At 38.9% G+C, this 19,275-nt stretch carries 15 protein-coding genes; 5 read left to right on the top strand and 10 right to left on the bottom strand.

The annotated features are described in order from the left end of the window. Positions 1-509: 509 nt before the first annotated feature. Positions 510-1,997 (top strand): ArnT family glycosyltransferase, encoded by a 1,488-nt coding sequence (locus HPE63_RS12335; RefSeq protein ID WP_188314579.1) that lies wholly within the window; start codon positions 510-512, stop codon positions 1,995-1,997. Here HPE63_RS12335 and bioD read toward each other — a convergent pair. The 10 genes from bioD to HPE63_RS12285 form a co-directional block, all read right to left on the bottom strand. Next, complete coding sequence (gene bioD, locus HPE63_RS12330; protein ID WP_188314578.1) at positions 1,989-2,606, bottom strand: dethiobiotin synthase; 618 nt, start codon at positions 2,604-2,606, stop codon at positions 1,989-1,991. The genes HPE63_RS12335 and bioD overlap by 9 nt on opposite strands. Continuing rightward, on the bottom strand, positions 2,599-2,991 hold the full coding sequence (locus tag HPE63_RS12325) for a putative signal transducing protein (RefSeq protein ID WP_188314577.1): 393 nt from the start codon (positions 2,989-2,991) through the stop codon (positions 2,599-2,601). Before HPE63_RS12325 ends, bioD begins: the two co-directional genes overlap by 8 nt. A gap of 170 nt (positions 2,992-3,161) precedes the next feature. Further along, positions 3,162-4,127 (bottom strand): TIGR01212 family radical SAM protein, encoded by a 966-nt coding sequence (locus tag HPE63_RS12320; RefSeq protein WP_188314576.1) that lies wholly within the window; start codon positions 4,125-4,127, stop codon positions 3,162-3,164. Positions 4,128-4,358: 231 nt separating this feature from the next. Further along, complete coding sequence (locus HPE63_RS12315) at positions 4,359-4,637, bottom strand: FoF1 ATP synthase subunit delta/epsilon (protein WP_188314575.1); 279 nt, start codon at positions 4,635-4,637, stop codon at positions 4,359-4,361. Positions 4,638-4,714: 77 nt separating this feature from the next. Beyond that, positions 4,715-6,223: a F0F1 ATP synthase subunit beta gene (gene atpD / locus HPE63_RS12310; protein WP_188314574.1), complete on the bottom strand. Its 1,509-nt coding sequence runs from the start codon at positions 6,221-6,223 to the stop codon at positions 4,715-4,717. Positions 6,224-6,411: 188 nt separating this feature from the next. After that, positions 6,412-8,091, bottom strand: a complete 1,680-nt coding sequence (locus HPE63_RS12305; protein ID WP_188314573.1) for an SGNH/GDSL hydrolase family protein — start codon at positions 8,089-8,091, stop codon at positions 6,412-6,414. A 13-nt stretch (positions 8,092-8,104) separates the two neighbouring features. Further along, entirely contained in the window at positions 8,105-10,894 is a 2,790-nt protein-coding gene (locus HPE63_RS12300; RefSeq protein ID WP_188314572.1) for a TonB-dependent receptor, read from the bottom strand. Positions 10,895-11,088: 194 nt separating this feature from the next. Then, positions 11,089-12,936, bottom strand: coding sequence for a glutamine--fructose-6-phosphate transaminase (isomerizing) (gene glmS / locus HPE63_RS12295; RefSeq protein WP_188314571.1), 1,848 nt, complete (start codon positions 12,934-12,936; stop codon positions 11,089-11,091). A 158-nt stretch (positions 12,937-13,094) separates the two neighbouring features. Then, positions 13,095-14,969 (bottom strand): DUF4270 domain-containing protein, encoded by a 1,875-nt coding sequence (locus HPE63_RS12290; protein ID WP_188314570.1) that lies wholly within the window; start codon positions 14,967-14,969, stop codon positions 13,095-13,097. 5 nt (positions 14,970-14,974) lie between these two features. Next, positions 14,975-15,784, bottom strand: coding sequence for a glycogen/starch synthase (locus tag HPE63_RS12285; protein ID WP_188314569.1), 810 nt, complete (start codon positions 15,782-15,784; stop codon positions 14,975-14,977). Between the two features lie 104 nt (positions 15,785-15,888). Here HPE63_RS12285 and panC point away from each other — a divergent pair, with 104 nt between their 5' ends. The 4 genes from panC to HPE63_RS12265 are packed head-to-tail and all read left to right on the top strand — an operon-like array spanning position 15,889 to position 19,244. Continuing rightward, complete coding sequence (gene panC / locus HPE63_RS12280) at positions 15,889-16,734, top strand: pantoate--beta-alanine ligase (RefSeq protein ID WP_188314568.1); 846 nt, start codon at positions 15,889-15,891, stop codon at positions 16,732-16,734. 13 nt (positions 16,735-16,747) lie between these two features. Then, positions 16,748-17,098: an aspartate 1-decarboxylase gene (gene panD, locus HPE63_RS12275; protein WP_188314567.1), complete on the top strand. Its 351-nt coding sequence runs from the start codon at positions 16,748-16,750 to the stop codon at positions 17,096-17,098. A gap of 4 nt (positions 17,099-17,102) precedes the next feature. Then, on the top strand, positions 17,103-18,068 hold the full coding sequence (locus HPE63_RS12270; protein ID WP_188314566.1) for a lysylphosphatidylglycerol synthase transmembrane domain-containing protein: 966 nt from the start codon (positions 17,103-17,105) through the stop codon (positions 18,066-18,068). 33 nt (positions 18,069-18,101) lie between these two features. Then, positions 18,102-19,244 (top strand): alpha/beta hydrolase, encoded by a 1,143-nt coding sequence (locus HPE63_RS12265; RefSeq protein ID WP_188314565.1) that lies wholly within the window; start codon positions 18,102-18,104, stop codon positions 19,242-19,244. Positions 19,245-19,275: the final 31 nt, after the last annotated feature.

Raw genomic sequence — 19,275 nt, 5'->3', positions numbered from 1 at the left:
GGAAATTCAGTTTTGCAATCTTCACATTTGTATTGTTAACCTGCGCTAAAAGCACAATGTAAATAAAATGAGACCAATAAGAATTGGCATTAAGAATTTAAAATGATTAAAGTTGCGTACATCTCAATATATTCATTTTTATCATTAGGACAAACAATAGGATTTCCTTCATCGTCTGTAGAATATGCTTTACTTGATTTTAAAATTGCTCCATCTTTTTCTTCGTCTTTAGTAAGTACTTTTTATTTAACGCCTCTAATGGCTTGGCTGACTAAAGGAACAATGACTATTGTCGGATAATTTCGTAATAAACTTCGATACCATCTGCTTCTAATCTTCTTTTTGCGAATGCTGTTTCTCTAGAATATAGAAATCTGGCACTATGATAATGAAGGTGTCTTGCCTAGTGTTTTCTATCGCGTTCGGAAAGTTTTTTTTATGGCCATTGAATTCAATACATCCGCATTTTATATATCTTGCGAAGATGGGAATTAATCCCAGTAAAATACATGTCCTATACCCTTATAAATTCGATTTTCAAGAACTATAACGACCTGAAGGATAGGATGGTAATTCTTCTGATTTTCTGTCTTTCTTTCATTATACGCCTCCCATTTTTCTTTAGGGATTATATTGATCGCGATGAAAGTACATTTATACTGATGGGACAATCCTGGGTCGAGGGTCATTTACCTTATACTGAACTTTGGGATTTAAAACCACCCCTAACTTTCCTTATTTTTGGTGGAATTATTTACGTATTCGGAAAAAGTTTTGTTGCGATCCGGGTATTCGGGGCCCTAATGGTCGCATTAACCGCATTTTTTGCATATAAGATCGGCCAAGAGGCCCATTCAAAGAAGATAGGTTTTTGGGCAGCGATTTCAACGGTTATAATGCTCTCGCTTTTCGGTAGTTTACAAGGGGTAATGTCCGAACATATTTGTATGGCCTTTTTTATGCCAGGATTATACCTCTTACTAAAGTCGAAAAAACCAAATTATCTTTTTCTATCCGGGTTGTTGATGGGAATGGCGGTGATGACCAAAATAAACATGGCCTATACCCTAGTGTTTTTGAGCATCTTTCTATCCTATACCGAGATGAGGAACCGAAAATGGGCCAAAGCTTTATTTCATACTTCCTTGTTTGGACTGGGTATTCTACTCATCATTATACTGACGCTCTTGCCCTATTATTTACAAGGAAATACGGAATTGTGGTATAAATCGGTTTTTCGGGCTCCCCTAGCATACATTGGCGCTCGAAGATACATGTGGTATGAGTTGGCCCCTTTATATATTGTTGTGGTCGACTTTTTGATCCTGACCTATAAAAAGAAACTCTTGGATTTTAAAAAGGTCCCAATCCTATATTTATCGGTAGCTATTTTAGGGGTAATGTACGCATTTTACAAAGGAGGAAGGATCAATGGGCATTACTTGATACAACTACACCCGCTGCTTTTGATTTTGGTGGTCATCGTAATAAGTAAGCTTCAATTTTTAAAAAATCTACAATGGAAACCCTATTTCCTTCTTTTGATATTATTGATTCCCATGGAATCTTATCTCGAGTACATCAATATCCTCGAGAACAAGATAGAACGTGGAACTTTCTTCAATGGCGAGGGTATTTCTGTTCCAAACTATATTCAAGAAAATGAGTTGGATACTGAAAATATCCTGTTTTTTGGATATCATATAGGGTATTGGGTCTTGGATACCAAGCCCCCGACTAAAGCGGCAACCCATCCCAGTAATATTTGTCGTGATGAATTATTTCCATTCTATGACAATCCTCGTAAAACGGCTATGGAAGAACTTCGATACATCATGGAAACCATTCAACCTAAAACTGTAGTGATCCGTAAGAACCGTCGGATCTTTGATAAAAAAGAAGTAGAGGAAAACGAATATATCAACGCCTATTTAGCGGAGCATTACCATGTACAGGCAACCGTTGAAAAAGCGGAAATATTACAACGGTTAGAGTGATTGTAACGTTAATCGGAACTGATCCGCATACTTTTTTATGACCGATGGATCAAAACTTGGTTCTTCCTTGATCCTTCCCAACGATTGCACGCCCGTCTTTTTAAGTATGATGCTTTCCGTGGAAGGGTTTTCATCCCCACTAAATATCAATGACACATCATACCCTTTAAGTTGAAGCCAGTTAACCGTCAATAGGGTATGGTTTATACTTCCTAAGTAATGTCGCGAAACAACGATCACTTTATAATTCGGCAATATTAAGTCCAGGACCGTATCGGTATCGTTCAAGGGAACAAGAAGTCCTCCTGCTCCTTCTATGACTAAATGGTTCGTGGTTTCCGGTTCAAAAATGTCATTAACATCAATCCTTATTCCGTCTATTTCCGCAGCAGCATGTGGACTCATCGGGGTTTTGAGTTCAAAATTACATGGATGTATTTTCGAGTTGCCGTTCGAAATCAAGCGGGCAACCTTATGACTATCGGTATTATCTAAATCACCCGCTTGTACCGGTTTCCAGTAATCGGCCTCCAATGCCTCCGCAATAATGGCCGAGACCATTGTTTTACCGACTCCGGTCGAAATCCCTGTAACAAAAAACCTATACATTTTGATCTGGTTTAGTAATTATTCCACAATTTAAACATTTGTATTTTTTCTCCTCAAAAAATGGAAAGAGTTTATAAAAAATTGTTTTTCGGTCGTAATAGGCTTCTGATTTTTGTGCTTTACAGTTTGGGCAAACAACGGGATTTCCTTTATTATCGATCGCATAGGCCCTAACCTCATTATATATTTCGAGAGCCCTTTCCTTGTCCTTGGTATATACTTGCAATTTGACCCCTCCAATCGCATGACTGATCAATGGATCCGAATTCAAAGTATTTTCATCCCGTAAGAACACGGGTATACCTTCAGACTCAAGCTTACCTTTCAAGATCTGGACATCAGCTGCAAATTCAAAAGATGCCACGATAAAGAACTTTTCTTTCATAGACTTATATCTCGCTTTTCAATACTTCTAAAACCATGCAGGCAAAATCGAAGACGCTTTTCCTCTTTTGGTACCCTAGGTTACGATATGGGGGTAAACCCCCAAACCATTATCCTGTATTTTTTTAGCCACTTTTCTCACATTACCATTTCCCATTGCTCGAATACTCTTCAATGAAGAATTTCCCTGCCTGAAGATTCCAAATTTTGAATATAGAACTTTCCTTGCCAAGAATTTTTTTTGATAAGCATTTTATCGATCTTATCCAAGATTTCCTGTTTTCTTACTCCACCCCATTTCGGGGCAATAAGTAGGTCCTTCGGAGCTTCACTAATAAACCGCTCAATACTGATATCATGTCTTAGATATCCAATGAAATCGGTAATAAAATCGACGTATTCCTCTAAGGCAAAAAGGTTGAAAATTTCGGGGTTTCGCTTGTATTGTACTGCCATTACGGAATTTTTGACGATCTGGAGGTGATGGATCTTCAAGGTATTTATAGGGAGTTTCGAGAGTTCTATGGCATGTAGCAGACCTTCTTCCCTGGTTTCACCGGGCAATCCGATAATAATATGTGCCCCCAAATGAAAGCCTTTATTCATACATTTTTGATAGGCATTTACGGTATCACTATACGTATGGCATCGATTCACAGTGAGTAGAGTGGCTTCATTGGTGCTTTCAACACCAAAATCAAGAGAAATGAAATACTTCTTGGAAAGTAATTCCAAAAAGTCAATAATTTCGTCAGAGATACAGTCCGGACGCGTGCCAATGACCAAACCAACCACGTTTGGAACCCTTAATGCTTCCAGATATAGTTCCTTCAGGGATTCAGAATCGGAATAGGTGTTGGTGTACGCTTGAAAATAGGCAAGATATTTATTGTTCTTCCCCCTTTTGGCAAAAAATTGCATACCCTGTTCCAATTGCCACCGAATGCTTTTCCTGGGTTTGCAATACTCCGGGTTGAAGGTGTTATTATTGCAATAGGTACAACCCCCAAATCCTTTAGATCCATCCCGATTAGGGCAAGAAAAACCGACATCCAAGGATATTTTTTGTACACGTTCCCCAAAATGCGACTTTATAAATGAATTATAATCGTAGTATCGTTTGCCTATAAACCCCATTTGGAATATTTGAACTATCAAAGGTATCGAATTCGATTCAAAACCTAAGATTCCCTGGCCAACTTGAAGGAGGTATATATTTCTATTTCCGGTTACTTGGAAGTAATCCAATAAAAATTACAAACACCCAGAATCTGTATTGTCCTTGAACTAACCTGCATATCAATAAAAATACCAGGAATAAAAAAAGCCATACTATTCGTATGGCTTTTACAGTATTACTTATGATATTTAATCTGCCAAAACGATGATTTTGTTATCCTTCATTTCTACGGTACCACTGATTATGGATAAAACCGTCTTGCCCTTGGCATTTTTTGTGAATTTATTTTCGTACTCCTCTTCTATGGTAATATCACCATCTACGATAACCTTTCCTTTTTGAAGCAATGAAACGATGGGTGCGTGATCATTTAGCATCTGAAACTCCCCATTAATTCCTGGAACTGTAACCGAATTTACCTCTCCGGCAAACAAGGTCGCTTCCGGCGATACTATTTCTAAATACATATTCTTTAATTGTTCGTTGCTAGTTCTTCGTTGATGGTATAATTACAAGCAACCATCAACTTTAAACCAATATCTAATTATGCTTCTGCCAACATTTTTTCCCCAGCTTCGATTGCCTCTTCTATAGTACCTTTAAGGTTAAACGCAGATTCTGGCAAGTGATCTAATTCACCATCCATAATCATGTTAAATCCTTTCATGGTTTCCTTAATATCTACCAATACCCCTGGGATACCAGTAAATTGTTCCGCTACATGGAATGGTTGTGAAAGAAAACGCTGTACACGCCTAGCCCTACCAACTGCCAATTTATCCTCTTCGGATAATTCTTCCATCCCTAAAATAGCGATGATGTCTTGCAATTCTTTATAGTGTTGTAATAACTCTTTTACCCTTTGGGCACAAGCATAATGGTCTTTACCCAAAATCTCAGGAGTTAAAATCCTTGACGTGGAATCTAATGGATCCACAGCAGGATAAATACCCAACTCTGCAATCTTACGTGAAAGTACGGTCGTAGCATCCAAGTGGGCAAATGTAGTTGCCGGTGCCGGATCCGTTAAATCATCCGCAGGCACGTAAACCGCCTGTACCGAAGTAATGGAACCTCTTTTGGTCGAAGTAATACGTTCTTGCATGGCACCCATTTCTGTTGCCAAGGTAGGTTGGTACCCCACCGCAGAAGGCATACGGCCCAATAATGCCGAAACTTCGGAACCTGCTTGAGTAAAACGGAAAATATTATCCACAAAGAACAAAACGTCTTTTCCTTGACCTTCACCTGATCCATCGCGGAAATACTCTGCAATGGTCAATCCAGAAAGTGCCACACGTGCACGGGCTCCGGGAGGTTCGTTCATTTGTCCGAAAACAAAGGTCGCCTTGGATTTCTTCATTGCCTTTTTATCGACCTTTGTTAAATCCCATCCACCTGCTTCCATAGAATGCAAAAAGTCATCGCCATATTTTATAATACCGGATTCCAACATTTCACGAAGCAGGTCGTTCCCTTCACGGGTACGTTCCCCAACCCCTGCGAAAACTGAAAGTCCACCATGGCCTTTGGCAATATTGTTGATCAATTCCTGGATCAGTACTGTTTTACCAACACCTGCACCACCGAATAACCCGATCTTACCTCCTTTAGCATAAGGCTCTATCAAATCAATAACCTTGATACCCGTAAAAAGTACTTCGGTAGAGGTAGAAAGATCTTCAAATTTTGGAGGATCACGGTGAATGGGCAATCCGTTTTTACCCGCTTTGGGCAAATTCCCAATGCCATCAATCGCATCACCGATCACATTAAACAAACGTCCGTAAATATCATCACCAACTGGCATTTGAATCGCACTTCCGGTGGCAAACACCTCTACCCCCCTACTCAAACCATCAGTAGAATCCATGGCAATAGTTTTAACCGTGTTCTCACCAATATGTGATTGAACTTCCAAAACCAAAATAGATCCATCTTCCCTTTTAATTTCCAGGGAATCATAAATCTTGGGAAGATCCGATTCAGATTGAAATTCAACATCTACAACTGGCCCAATGATCTGGGAAACTTTACCTGTAATTTTCGACATTAGTAACGTGTTTATGTTTTTGGCTTAAGACCACAAAGGATTTAAAAAACCGACAGGTCTTATCTCTAACTTTTAAGGCTGCAAAGATATGTTTTTACTGTTAAACTAAAAATAGTTTGGTATGATTTTGAACAAATAAAAAAGAGCAATCATATATTGCTCTTTTTTTATAGACTACCTTAAAGCTACTACTGTAATGTTGGTGAAAAATTTGTTGGATAATTACCAGCATCAACGAAATTCCCGGATTCCTCAAAATTTGAACCATAAGTAGCATCTATCGCCTTCATAAACTCATTTGCCATTACAGCATATCCCCTTGCGGTTAAATGAATACCATCTAGGCTGACTAATCCGCCAGTTACCAAATTCGTAGTTAATGTATAATTCCCTGTAGGTATACCAGTTGTTGATGCCTGTTCCAATATCGATTTAAAATCAACAAAAGCGAGACCATTTGTAGTAGCAGCATCCGCAATTGTACTATTAAAAGCATCGGTTGCTGTTTTAATTTCAAGTTGTTCTGAAGGAAGAAGTACCCATTTATCTTCTAATGGAAGTGTAATCCCTTCAACTGAAAATTGACCTGCTAATGCCGGTGGTAATGAAAATGGTGGTGACGATAACTGTGCAAAGGTATCTGTATTAACCTCACCGATTACATTACTACTTGGTAATACAAATAAATCGTCTTCGGTAGCTTGCCTAGCTTGACCATAAACCAATCCCAATAAACCTGCTACACCCGGAGCTGCCTGGGGTGGCAAATTAAATTGCCCAATAAAGGCTTCAAATGCGGGAAGATTTGATAATAATCCTCCAGAAATTATTGCTGAAATATCCGCTAGACTTTCATCTTTTATGACAACTGCACTTGCTTCTGTTTCAGAAAATAAAATAATACGCGAAGGGTCTACTTGCGCAAAAATCTGATTTAATGCACCAAATATTGAATTTAACAAAGGTATTTGTGGTCCAAAATCGGGGTTAGAAGGATCTAACGGATTATGGGGTACCGTTGTAAAATGAGGTAAATCTGTAATATAAGGGATATTTGCAATGACTCCATTTGCTCCATTGGATGTTAATGTAGTCACCGTAGCATTAAATGCTTGAGCAAAAACATTAGGGTCTGTAATATCATTAATACCATACGTAGCTGGATTAATATTACCTGTCTGATCTACACCAGTTCCTCCTGAAAGCGCATAAGATAGCACATCATTTCCTGCAATCTCAGACAAAGTAAAGAAACTAGGATTTTGTGCCATAACATCTCCCAATACACTTGCCGAAGGACTAGATGCCATTCTTATAAAATAAGGATTTGCATAAACCCCTAACCCCATGATATCCCCATATCCAGATCCAGGAATACCAAGATCCAGAAGGTGAAAACTTTTTGCACCAGGGATCCCCATATTGTTAAAAGGTCCTGTCGGATTGGCCGTTAAGTCTGTAGTAACCGTTACTGGGCCTATTAAAGATTCTAATGGCACAGGACCAGCACCACCAAAAACAAGCCTTGGCTCTGCTATTCGGGCTCCGTTGGCGGCAAGTCCGCCAAAATTATCGTTCATCAAAGGTTGTGTAAAAGCTCCTCCTCCAACTTTTGCGAATTGTTTTGATAGTATATTTGGAAAAGAATTTTCCTGTGCAGCTTTAAATAATGCTCCATCGGTATATCCTGCCGTAAAAGAAGCACCAATCGCTACATAATTAGAAAAATCGGCCGAACCAGATGATAAGGCAGGTAACTCTGCGACCACCTCTTCTTCGATCAGTGTAACATCTTCTGGGTCATTACATGCTGTAAATCCTATAAAGGCAACCAGCAATGCTATATATTTTATATTTATGATTTTCATATTCTTAAGATTATTAGTTATTGATTGTCCAGGACACATAATACATAGATCCTATGAAGCCAGTTCCGAAAGCGGTAAAATACTCATCGCCTAAAAGATTAGTTGCCCCTACCTTAAATGAAGATTTTATGCTGGGTACCGTATAATTTATTTGTGCATCAACAGTGTGGAATTCTGGAACAACACCATCTCCAAAGGTCGCCTCCCAGAAATAGTCATCGCTAAACCGGTACGCTATGTTGAATCCAAAATTTTCAAATAAATTGGCATTCCCAAAAAAGGCTTTGAATTTATGCTCGGGCGTATTAAAGTTAAGCACAACATCAGGGTTTGCCTCTCGATCAAAATCGAGCTTTGAATAGGTGTAACTTCCCCCTAAATCAAAATCACCAAAAACTTTTGCGGTCAATCCTAAGGCAGCTCCGTATGAGTTAACGTCTGCATCCGAGTTAGTATAAGCACTATAGCCCTGCCAGTCTCCATTAGCTATCGCTAAAACAGATAATGAGCCGTCTCCAGCAGTACCATAATAGGGTGAAGCAACTGCTTCCTGTGAAATAAAATCCTTATAGCTGTTATAATAAGCACTGAAATCTATGGTTAGTTTTTTTATTTTCCCTCTATATCCAACCTCTGCGGACGTAACTTGCTCTGGTTTTATTATATCTGGATTGGCAACTTCCAAAACAGAAGGGTCACTGGTTGCTGCAAAGGCTACCATTGAACTTTCAGTATATGAATTAGTATAGGGGGCAGCACCGGTTTGTGTAATGACTGCAGGTTGGCCTAACAATTGACCTGAACCACTAACATCAAGAGGTCTTGACCATCTCTCTAAATTATTAGGTGCAGAGCCTACTAAAAAACCTTGACCAGAATCCAATCCTATAAATAAATCCTGGGTTGTTGGGTTTCTGAAACCCGTTTGTAAAGAGGCTCTAATATTATGATCGCGATTTACAGTCAAACCAGCGGATATTCTAGGAGAAACGAAACCATCGAAAAATTCGGATTTATCGTAACGAACTGAACCCGTTAATTTCAAATCCATGGTTTCATTTAACTCAAAATTATTCTGAACCTGTGTATATATACCAAACTCAGAGTAATCAATAGGGCCATCATAATCCGTGTAAATGGTTCCAAAGGAGTTTAAACTATATCTTCTGTATGAACCACCAACTTGAATATCGGCAAAGTCTTTGGTTAAATGGCTAAAATTATAATTTCCATCAGCATGGTAATATTTTGATGCATCCTGGAATTTAGAACCTGTTAGCAAATTAGGATCGTTTATACTTCTGTTAAAAGCGGCTTTAAACCCGGGGCTTCCAGGCTCAAAACGTCCAGATTCTGCTTGTGCACGTCCAGCAGCATGTGCTTGGGTATCCGTGGCACCTCCAAGTGTGGCAGTTACATAGGCTCCTACATATTCTCCAAACCAAGTTCGGTGATCTTTCCAATCATTTAAAATATTAATCCCAGTAAACACCATGTCATATGAATCTCCCGCTTTATCGGCAACCAAATAGCCTCTTAGGAAGAAATTATCATGCTTCACCTCGAGTTTATGTTGTTCTTGGAAAAACCCATCAATATTGTATCTGTTTAAACCTTGATAAATGGTGGTACCTGTACCTACCTTCCCCACATAAGACAGTTCTAAACTATTATCGGTTATTGGTCGATAATATAAACCCCAATCTGCTTTTATGCTTTCTGCATTATAATTGGTCAAATCCCGTTCATTATATCCAATTCTACTAACATCAACTGAAGGCACTAAAGCACTCGCCCCAGCAGGTAAAAGGCCTAAATTTTCAAGTGTTACGGCAACCTCTGTTTTTATATTTCTTGATACTTCGTCACCATAAACATTAACACCATTGTAATTTAAGTCTGCCCGTGTACCACCTGGAGTTGTTTTATCAACCTCGCTAGTTGCTGCCCAATCTGTACCTTGTAAATACCCAAAATTAACTTTGACCGCAAATTTATCACTGAATTTGTGTGCCGCCCTAATTCCAATATCGGTATAGGCATTATCTCCCGAAGCTTTTTGCGAAGTTATACCTCTTTTTACAGAAACACTGATCCCTGCATGATCAAAAGGACTTTTACTTCTCATAAAAAGGATACCGTTAAAAGCATTTGCACCATAAAGGGCAGAAGAAGCTCCAGGTAGGAGTTCGACACTCTGAACATCTGTTTCAATCATACCTACTAAATTTCCTATTGGAAAATTAAGGGCAGGTGTTGAATTGTCCATGCCATCTACCAACTGCATAAAACGATTGTTCGCAAACGTGGCGAAGCCTCTGGTATTGACAGATTTAAAGGTTAAACTGTTTGTGTTCACATCGACTCCCTTTAGGTTTTCCAATCCATCATAGAAATCCACTGAAGCCGTATTCTTGATTTCTTGAATCCCAATGCGCTCAATTGTTACCGGGGATTCGAACAATCGTTCGGGCGTTCTTGATGCCGATATAACAATCTCATCAAGAATTGTAGATGCCTCGTTAAGAACAATCGTGATATTCTGATTGTTCGAAGTGACATCAAAAGTGGCATCGGTATAACCGATGCTTGAAATATTTAATTGAAAGGGGGGAGTTTCAGAAGTTTTCAAAGTAAAATTACCATCAAAATCCGATACCGCGCCTACTGCCTTTCCGACAATAACCACATTAGCCCCTGGAACAGGTTCGTTGTCAGGATCCACAACATTACCTGTAATAGTCGTTTGGGCAAACCCGAAGCCGCCCAACATCAACAAGGATAGAAAAAGTATCGCTCTCATTATAGTTTTAGTTAAATTAGTTCGCTGCCAATATACAGATTTTTTCATATTGAAAAATGAAAAAATAATAAAATTATGCATGCATAATATCTAATTCCTTAATATTTGGTGTAAATATTGCATAATCCCTAACTATTCAACAAAAAAGGCCATGATTAAATCATGGCCTTTTTTGATATTTTAAGTGATTATTGTTATTCCACCGTTACCGATTTTGCCAAATTTCGTGGCTGATCTACATTACAACCTCTCATTACGGCAATATGATAGGACAATAATTGTAAAGGAATTGTGGTTAAAAGTGGTGTTAAACTCTCGAAGGTTTCAGGGACTTCGATTACATGGTCGGCTAATTCCGTAACTTGTTCATCACCTTGGGTCACAATGGCGATAATCTTACCTTTACGGGACTTGATTTCCTGTATATTACTTACTACTTTTTCATAATGGCCTTTTTTGGTCGCTATGACAATTACAGGCATTTGCTCGTCTATCAAAGCGATTGGACCATGTTTCATTTCAGCAGCTGGATAGCCCTCGGCATGTATATAACTGATCTCCTTTAACTTCAATGCCCCTTCAAGAGCTACTGGGAAGTTGTACCCTCGGCCAAGATACAGGCAATTCGTAGAATCTTTATACACATCCGCTATAATCTCCACTAAAGGATTAGCTAACAAGGCCTTTTCTACCTTAGCAGGGATTGTTTCCAACTCGGTCAAGTATTCATGGAATCGGCTTTCTGAAAATACACCTTTTTCCTTTGCCAATTTCAAGGCCATTAATGTTAATACCGTAATTTGTGTGGTAAATGCTTTTGTAGAGGCAACTCCTATTTCCGGTCCTGCATGTGTGTAGGCACCGGCGTCGGTCTCCCTTGCAATTGATGAACCTACAACATTACAAACCCCAAAAACAAAGGCCCCTTTTTCCTTGGCCAGTTTAATTGCTGCCAAAGTATCGGCCGTTTCCCCCGATTGGGAAATCGCTATCAACACATCCTTATCGGTAATAACGGGATTTCTATATCTGAATTCAGAAGCATATTCCACTTCAACTGAAATACGGGCCAAATCCTCAAAGATATATTCAGCTACCAATCCAGCATGCCAGGAAGTACCGCAGGCAACTATTATTATTCTGTTGGCATTGAGGAATTTTTCAAGATTTTGATCGATTCCCGACATTTTTATCAAACCTTGATCCGCCAATAGACGTCCACGATAGGTGTCCTTTATGGCCCTGGGCTGCTCATAAATTTCCTTCAGCATAAAATGATCATACCCTCCTTTTTCAATTTCCTCCAAATTCAATTGAAGTTCCTTAATATTTGGATAAGCGATCGCATCATCCTTAATTTTTCTCAACTTTATTTCTTTCCCTAGTCGAATTATGGCCATTTCTTCATCTGCCAGATAAACCGCATTGTTAGTGAACTCAATAAATGGAGAGGCATCGGATGCGATAAAGAATTCATTTTCGCCTATACCAATGGCTAATGGGCTACCTAACTTTGCTACTACGATCTCATCAGGTTTTTTTCTGTCGAAAACGGCAATAGCATACGCGCCAACTGCTTGATTAAGCGCTATTTGAACCGCCTTTCCCAACATCACACCTTCCGTTTTCTGTACCTCTTCGATAAGGTTGATCAGTACCTCGGTATCCGTATCGGAAGTAAAGGTATACCCCCTATTCATCAATTCTTTTTTGAGGGATTCATAGTTTTCGATGATTCCATTATGGATAATCACCAAATCTCCAGAATTGGAGTAATGCGGATGCGAATTCACATCGTTCGGTACCCCATGTGTGGCCCAACGGGTGTGACCTATTCCCAAGGTCCCCTTCAACGAAATGTCAGCATTGGATTTTAGTTTTAAATCCTCAACCTTGCCTTTGGTCTTTGAAAGATTGATGTCCTTCCCATCATATAACGCTATTCCAGCACTATCATAACCTCGATACTCCAAGCGTTGTAGTCCTTTCATTATTATCGGATAGGCATCCCTGTGCCCAATATAACCTACAATTCCACACATAATTATTTTTATTAGATGGCTTAAATTATAATTATTGCAAATCTAGCCTAATGGCCGTAAAATCCTGTAACTCTTAGATGTAAAACGTTAAAACTCTGTAAGTGGTATATTACCGTTAAAAAACTGATTGCATCTTATACTCGGGGGAAGATATAATTTTATTGATTCGTTTCTGTATAGAATATTTCCAACTTTAATCTTTTTCCAGCATTATCTTCTGTAGTACCGTGCAGTACCGTACCTAAAGGACTCAATGTGGATGTAGCAGGAATATCCATCTCAATATCTTCAAAAATGGCCTTGCCAAATACTTGTAACACCTCAATGGTAATATCGGGTGTACTTGTAAGGCCCAAGGTGGCATTGGTGGCATCCCTGACAATCAAGTCATTGATATAATCCGTAATTCTTATTGTATATTTTTCGCCTATATCATCGGAAGATTTTTGTATAACACCGTCATAGTTAAGATATCTACCAAAAAGGGGTAAGGATAAATCGTCGTTGAACTCGGTACTTGTATTGATCAATGGAATACTTTCATCCAAATTATGCAAATACAACCGGGGTGGTTCTACAATGCCCCCTGGCACTTCAACGGCTTCACGATCTACATATAACACCAGATTGGCCTCATTGATAATCCAATTATTGCTTTTTATCTGATCGATGACGTCTTGGGCATCTTCCTCATCCTCGGCAAACAATTTAATTTCAGTATATGTGCCTGCACCGCCTTTTACATAAATCTTCGAGGCGTTTTCGCCGGTATCCAGTGCATTGGTGATCTCTGTGGGATAAGGTTCGTTCTCAAAAGTGTTCACCGCATTCCAATTGGTATTTTGACTTGATAAATTAAATACGAACTCCTTTTGTTCCTGAACTACCTCATCATCCGAAGTATCATCAGCGGTCCCATTGGTATCTACCCGATCATAATGATAATATATGGTAACAGAAGCCCCACTTAGTCCTAGTAGCAACATTACATCCTGCGTACTGGGTTCTAAGGATAAATGTAGTCCACGTATAAAATCATTGAAGTTAGCCTGGCTTAAAAGTTCGGACCCCCCTTCCTTGTCAAGTATATTTTCCTGGAAAAAACTAGCATCCAACGGCACCCTAATACCTGGATCTAATTTTACGAACAATAATGATTCATCTTCCTCGGTATCCGAATCATCTTGTTGACGCAATAAGAACTGTTCATCATTGATGACATAGTTCCCCTGAAACAATACATCGGAAACAAAATTGGGCGAAAACTTTTGTGATGAAAAATACTCCTGGGCTTCCTGAAAATTGGAATCTGGATCTAAATCCCTTAAAAAGTAGGTTGATCGTTCTACTTTTAAATCGAATGAGGTTTCAACGTCCCTATTGAAATTATTCCCATCGACATAAACACTATCGATATCAACTCTTTTTGCATAATTGTTCAAAGTGGTAGAGTCATCTTCCCCATCATTGATGCCATCCCCATCTGTATCTTGGTTCAATGGGTCTGTCCCAGTCTGATTTTCCTGCAAGTCAGTCAGTCCATCCCCATCAGTATCACTATTCGCGTCTTCTGGGTCTATATCAAAAGCATCCGCCAAACCGTCATTATCCAAATCCCCTTTGGGGTTTTTAAGGTATGGGATATATAAATAAACCGAATCTACCATTTCCACTTCCGGAATCGTATTTATACTAGAATCGGTATCGGCATTGTCCTCGATTTCTTGGGTATAAAACCCAAAAGTAGGCTTCGTCAGGGATAATAGGAGTTGAGCTGTTATACGTGCTTCCGACTTACCATAAATCGGGTCATTATATGTTCCCAATTGGTACAATGGTAATTTATTGGACCTTACGGCTTTTGTCTTTTTATTGTATGCAAATACATCGAACTCGGCCTTATCTGTTTTGAAAGGCTCACCTCCAATGACTTCCGAACCTATGGTCGTAATTTCTTCCGAGCAAGAAAAAACGGTGACAACCAATATAATGCCCGTTAAAGCGGGAAGATTAAATCGCTTAATAAAATTCATTTAGATTACTTTAAAACTTCAGTGTTATAGAAATTGGCATATGCTTCTTCAAAACCTTGTAAAGGAACATAGGGCAACACGGGTTTTTCTAGGTTGGAAATATGGTTTAATAAATCTTCAGGAATATCTTCCGCGGCTAAAATAATAGCATCGGAATAATCTACAGCCACTTTTAACAAATTATTATAGTTGGGTTTTTTTAGAGGACCTATACTATCTTCGGAAATACCATCAAAAGTTATTTTTTGGATCATATCCTTATCCAGTTCACCATCGAAACCTTTACCGTAAACCGAGGTCACGATCTTACTATCCCCGAATAGTGGTTCATCTTCATAGTATTTTTTCAAATACAAGGGCAAAAGCGATGCTAACCATCCGTGAACATGAATGATATCGGGGGACCAATTTAGTTTTTTTACGGTTTCGACAACACCTTTGGCAAAAAATATGGCCCTTTGATCGTTATCTTCAAAAAGATTACCATCGGTATCGGTAAATGTCGCTTTTCTTTTGAAGTACTCTTCGTTATCGATAAAATAAACCTGAATCCTCTCTTTGGGGATTGAAGCAACTTTTATGATCAAAGGCATATCCATATCATTGATGACAAGGTTCATGCCTGATAATCGAATAACCTCATGCAGTTGATGTCTGCGTTCATTGATGTTCCCATATCTGGGCATAAAAATCCTGATTTGGCCACCATTGCTATTGACCATCCTTGGGGATTCGTATGACATTAATGAAACTTCGTTCTCTGGGAGGTAGGGGACTAATTCTGAAGATACAAACAATATCTTTTTACCATTCATAAAAGCAATATTTTATTTATCTTGAAAAGATTGCTGCAAAATTACAAAAATTATGCAGATTAGCAGTATTTATAGTAAGTTTGCTGCCTTTTTAAATGAAACCTATGTTGCTGATCAAAACCAGAAAACAACTAAAGGAACATCTTACCTCATTGGACGAAAAGGACAGTATTGGGCTCGTGCCTACTATGGGGGCCTTGCATATAGGACATACGGCCTTGGTTAAAAGGGCAGTACAAGAGAATTCCGTGGTAGTGGTGACCATTTTTGTTAACCCAACACAGTTCAATAACCCAAAAGATCTCGAGAATTACCCACAACCCTTAACTACCGACTTAAAAATTCTTAGGGAGATAGCAGATCACATAATCGTTTTCGCCCCTAGCGTAGAAGTAATGTATGCTGAAAATGTCAAATCGGTTTCTTATGATTTTGATGGTCTGGATCAGGTCATGGAAGGTGCCTTCAGAGACGGGCATTTTAATGGTGTAGGCACTATTGTAGAAGCTTTATTGACCTTGGTCGAACCTACCCGTGCCTATTTTGGTGAAAAGGATTTTCAACAACTTCAAATCATAAAAAAGCTTACGGAAATCAGGAACATACCTGTAGAAATCATTGGCTGCCCCATTGTTAGGGAGGCTAACGGATTAGCATATAGTTCAAGAAACGAAAGACTGTCTAAAAACATTAGGAATGAAGCCTCTTTTATCTATAAAACCTTAAAGGCTGCCAAACAGAAATTTGGCACGAAAAGTGCTATAAAGGTTAAGGATTGGGTAACAAAACAATTTGAACAACATGAAGATCTGAAGCTTGAATACATTGAAATAGCCCAAGCCGACACATTGAAACCTATGATCCGAAAACATAAAAATATAAAATATAGGGCGTTTATTGCCGTTTATGCGGAAGACGTACGACTAATAGACAATATTGCCCTGAATTAATTAACTTTGTCCCATGCAAATAGAAGTTGTAAAATCTAAAATACACCGCGTGCGGGTTACCGGTGCGGACCTTAACTATATAGGCAGTATTACCATAGACGAGGATTTAATGGATGCTGCAAATATTATTCAAGGTGAAAAAATCCTGATTGTTAACAATAATAATGGGGAACGATTGGAAACCTACGTTATTCCAGGACCAAGGGGCAGCGGTGAACTTACCTTGAACGGGGCTGCAGCCCGAAAAGTCGCAGTTGGTGATATATTGATACTGATTACTTATGCCATAATGGATATCGAGGAAGCAAAAAAATTTAAACCGGCCTTGGTTTTTCCAAATGAGGCTACGAACCTGTTAAATTGATTTTTTGACGCTCTCATTAAAAAAGTCCTTAAAAAATATACTCCCGATTGCATTGGGAGTTTTTTTGGTTTGGTATCTATATAATTCAACCACGGCAGAACAAAGAACAGAGATACTGGATTACATTAAAGGAGCCGATCCATTATATATCGGCATTTCGATTGCAATAGGGATTTTAAGCCACGTTTCAAGGGCCATTCGTTGGAATTATCTCTTGCAACCTTTAGGATATAAACCTAGAACAATCAATAATGTTCTGATTATTTTAACTGCATATCTAACAAATTTAGGTATTCCGAGATCTGGTGAATTCCTTAGGGCTACGGCTTTGGCCACTTACGAGGATGTGCCTTTTGAAAAGGGATTCGGAACTATAGTTACAGAAAGGCTTGTTGATGTACTCATGTTATTGTTGATAATTCTAGTAGCCCTATTTCTACAAACCGATCTTATTTTTGGGTTCATTCGTGACACCGGCATAGGGCTTTTTGGCGGAATGATTTTTCTTCTTATCAGTATATTAGGTTTAATAATCGCTGTACGCTTGATAAAGAAATCTAAATCTGGCATTGTAATCAAAATAAGAGGTTTCCTTAAGAATTTACTGGATGGCGTTCTAAGTATATTTAAAATGGAGCATAAATGGCTTTTTATTTTCCATACGATACTTATCTGGTCCTGTTATGTAGCTATGTTTTGGGTCATAAAATTCACGGTATTAGAAACAGCAGACCTTTCCCTAGGGGCACTCCTTATTGCCTTTGTTGGTGGTGCCATAGCAATGACCACGACAAATGGAGGTTTTATTGCCTATCCGGCATTCGTGAGCAAATCATTGGAAATTTTTGGAGTGAGTATTGTTTCAGGAAATGCCTTTGGATGGATTATGTGGATTTCGCAAACCTTAATGGTTGTCGTTTTCGGGGCAATATCTTTTCTGTTATTGCCGTTATTGAACAGAAACCGGTAACAACTTAGGTTAAAGTTGCCATAATGCTGTTCTATGCGACGTATACCCTTACTTTTAGCTTTTCTTGCCTGTTATGCCCTAAATGCCCAGATAACCAAAGAGATATTCGAATCGTTTAAGCTTCAGGAAAGAAGGGATGTCAGTTATTATTTCCCTGAAGACTATGATAAGGAAAAAAAACACCCGCTTATTGTGGTTTTGGATGCCGATTATCTATTTGAACAAGTGGTGGCTACCGCCAAATATTACAGTAGGTTCCATGGTATGCCAGCGTCTATTATTGTTGGTATACACCAAAGCAAGGAAAGCATTCGATTGGATGATTGTGCCTTTGATAAGCAAACAGGCCTACCGGCTGAGAAGGGAAATAAGTTTTTTGAGTTCCTAGGGATGGAAATCATACCCTATCTCGACCTAAATTACAATACAGCCCCATTTAAAATGATCGTAGGATACGATATTACCGCCAATTTCGAAAACTATTGGTTGTTCAAGGATAGGTCACTTTTCAATGCGTATATCAATATTTCACCCACCTTGGCCCCTGATATGGAAACCAATATACCCCTAAGATTGGGAGCCTTGAATCAACAGATTTTCTATCAACTGATCCTCGAGGGGGAAAATAGCAGGGATACCCCCAGAATCCTGGCCATGGATAAGGCCATTAAGGCCATAGACAAAGAAACCTTGCACTACTATTTTGACGAGTACCCTAGTGCCGATCATATCTCCATTGCCACGTATGGTATAGGCAAAGCCTTCGATAATATCTTTGGAATGTTCAAACCCATTAGTCCCAAAGAATATAAAACGCAGATTTTAACCTCGGAAGAGCCGGTCTTCAGCTATTTGGAAACCAAATACAAAACCATTGAAAATCTATTCGGTATAAAAAAACCCGTTGACCTCAACGATATTATGGCCATCTATGCCGGTACCCGAAAAAAAGAGGATGTCGAATCCCTGAAACCATTATCCGATTTATGCAAGGCCGAATTTCCCGGAACCATGTTGGGCTTTTATTTTGAAGGGGAGTACTATGAGCAATTGGGAGAGCCGAAGAAAGCACTGCGTACTTTTGAAAAGGCCTTTGGAATGGAAGAAATAGATTTTCTTACCAAAGAAATGGCCTTGGAAAAAATCGATGCCTTAAAAGCGGATTTCGGGTATTGAAAAACTGGAATAGCCCAACTTTTTTAAAAGT

Source organism: Maribacter arenosus (assembly GCF_014610845.1).
Taxonomy (GTDB): domain Bacteria; phylum Bacteroidota; class Bacteroidia; order Flavobacteriales; family Flavobacteriaceae; genus Maribacter_A; species Maribacter_A arenosus.
This window is presented reverse-complemented; position numbering and strand designations above follow the sequence as displayed.

Excerpts from the sequence above, each read along its gene's own strand:
- HPE63_RS12335 (WP_188314579.1), top strand. The coding sequence starts at position 510 with ATGTCCTATACCCTTATAAATTCGATTTTCAAGAACTATAACGACCTG.
- bioD (WP_188314578.1), bottom strand. The coding sequence starts at position 2,606 with ATGTATAGGTTTTTTGTTACAGGGATTTCGACCGGAGTCGGTAAAACA.
- HPE63_RS12325 (WP_188314577.1), bottom strand. The coding sequence starts at position 2,991 with ATGAAAGAAAAGTTCTTTATCGTGGCATCTTTTGAATTTGCAGCTGAT.
- HPE63_RS12320 (WP_188314576.1), bottom strand. The coding sequence starts at position 4,127 with ATGGGGTTTATAGGCAAACGATACTACGATTATAATTCATTTATAAAG.
- HPE63_RS12315 (WP_188314575.1), bottom strand. The coding sequence starts at position 4,637 with ATGTATTTAGAAATAGTATCGCCGGAAGCGACCTTGTTTGCCGGAGAG.
- atpD (WP_188314574.1), bottom strand. The coding sequence starts at position 6,223 with ATGTCGAAAATTACAGGTAAAGTTTCCCAGATCATTGGGCCAGTTGTA.
- HPE63_RS12305 (WP_188314573.1), bottom strand. The coding sequence starts at position 8,091 with ATGAAAATCATAAATATAAAATATATAGCATTGCTGGTTGCCTTTATA.
- HPE63_RS12300 (WP_188314572.1), bottom strand. The coding sequence starts at position 10,894 with ATGAGAGCGATACTTTTTCTATCCTTGTTGATGTTGGGCGGCTTCGGG.
- glmS (WP_188314571.1), bottom strand. The coding sequence starts at position 12,936 with ATGTGTGGAATTGTAGGTTATATTGGGCACAGGGATGCCTATCCGATA.
- HPE63_RS12290 (WP_188314570.1), bottom strand. The coding sequence starts at position 14,969 with ATGAATTTTATTAAGCGATTTAATCTTCCCGCTTTAACGGGCATTATA.
- HPE63_RS12285 (WP_188314569.1), bottom strand. The coding sequence starts at position 15,784 with ATGAATGGTAAAAAGATATTGTTTGTATCTTCAGAATTAGTCCCCTAC.
- panC (WP_188314568.1), top strand. The coding sequence starts at position 15,889 with ATGTTGCTGATCAAAACCAGAAAACAACTAAAGGAACATCTTACCTCA.
- panD (WP_188314567.1), top strand. The coding sequence starts at position 16,748 with ATGCAAATAGAAGTTGTAAAATCTAAAATACACCGCGTGCGGGTTACC.
- HPE63_RS12265 (WP_188314565.1), top strand. The coding sequence starts at position 18,102 with ATGCGACGTATACCCTTACTTTTAGCTTTTCTTGCCTGTTATGCCCTA.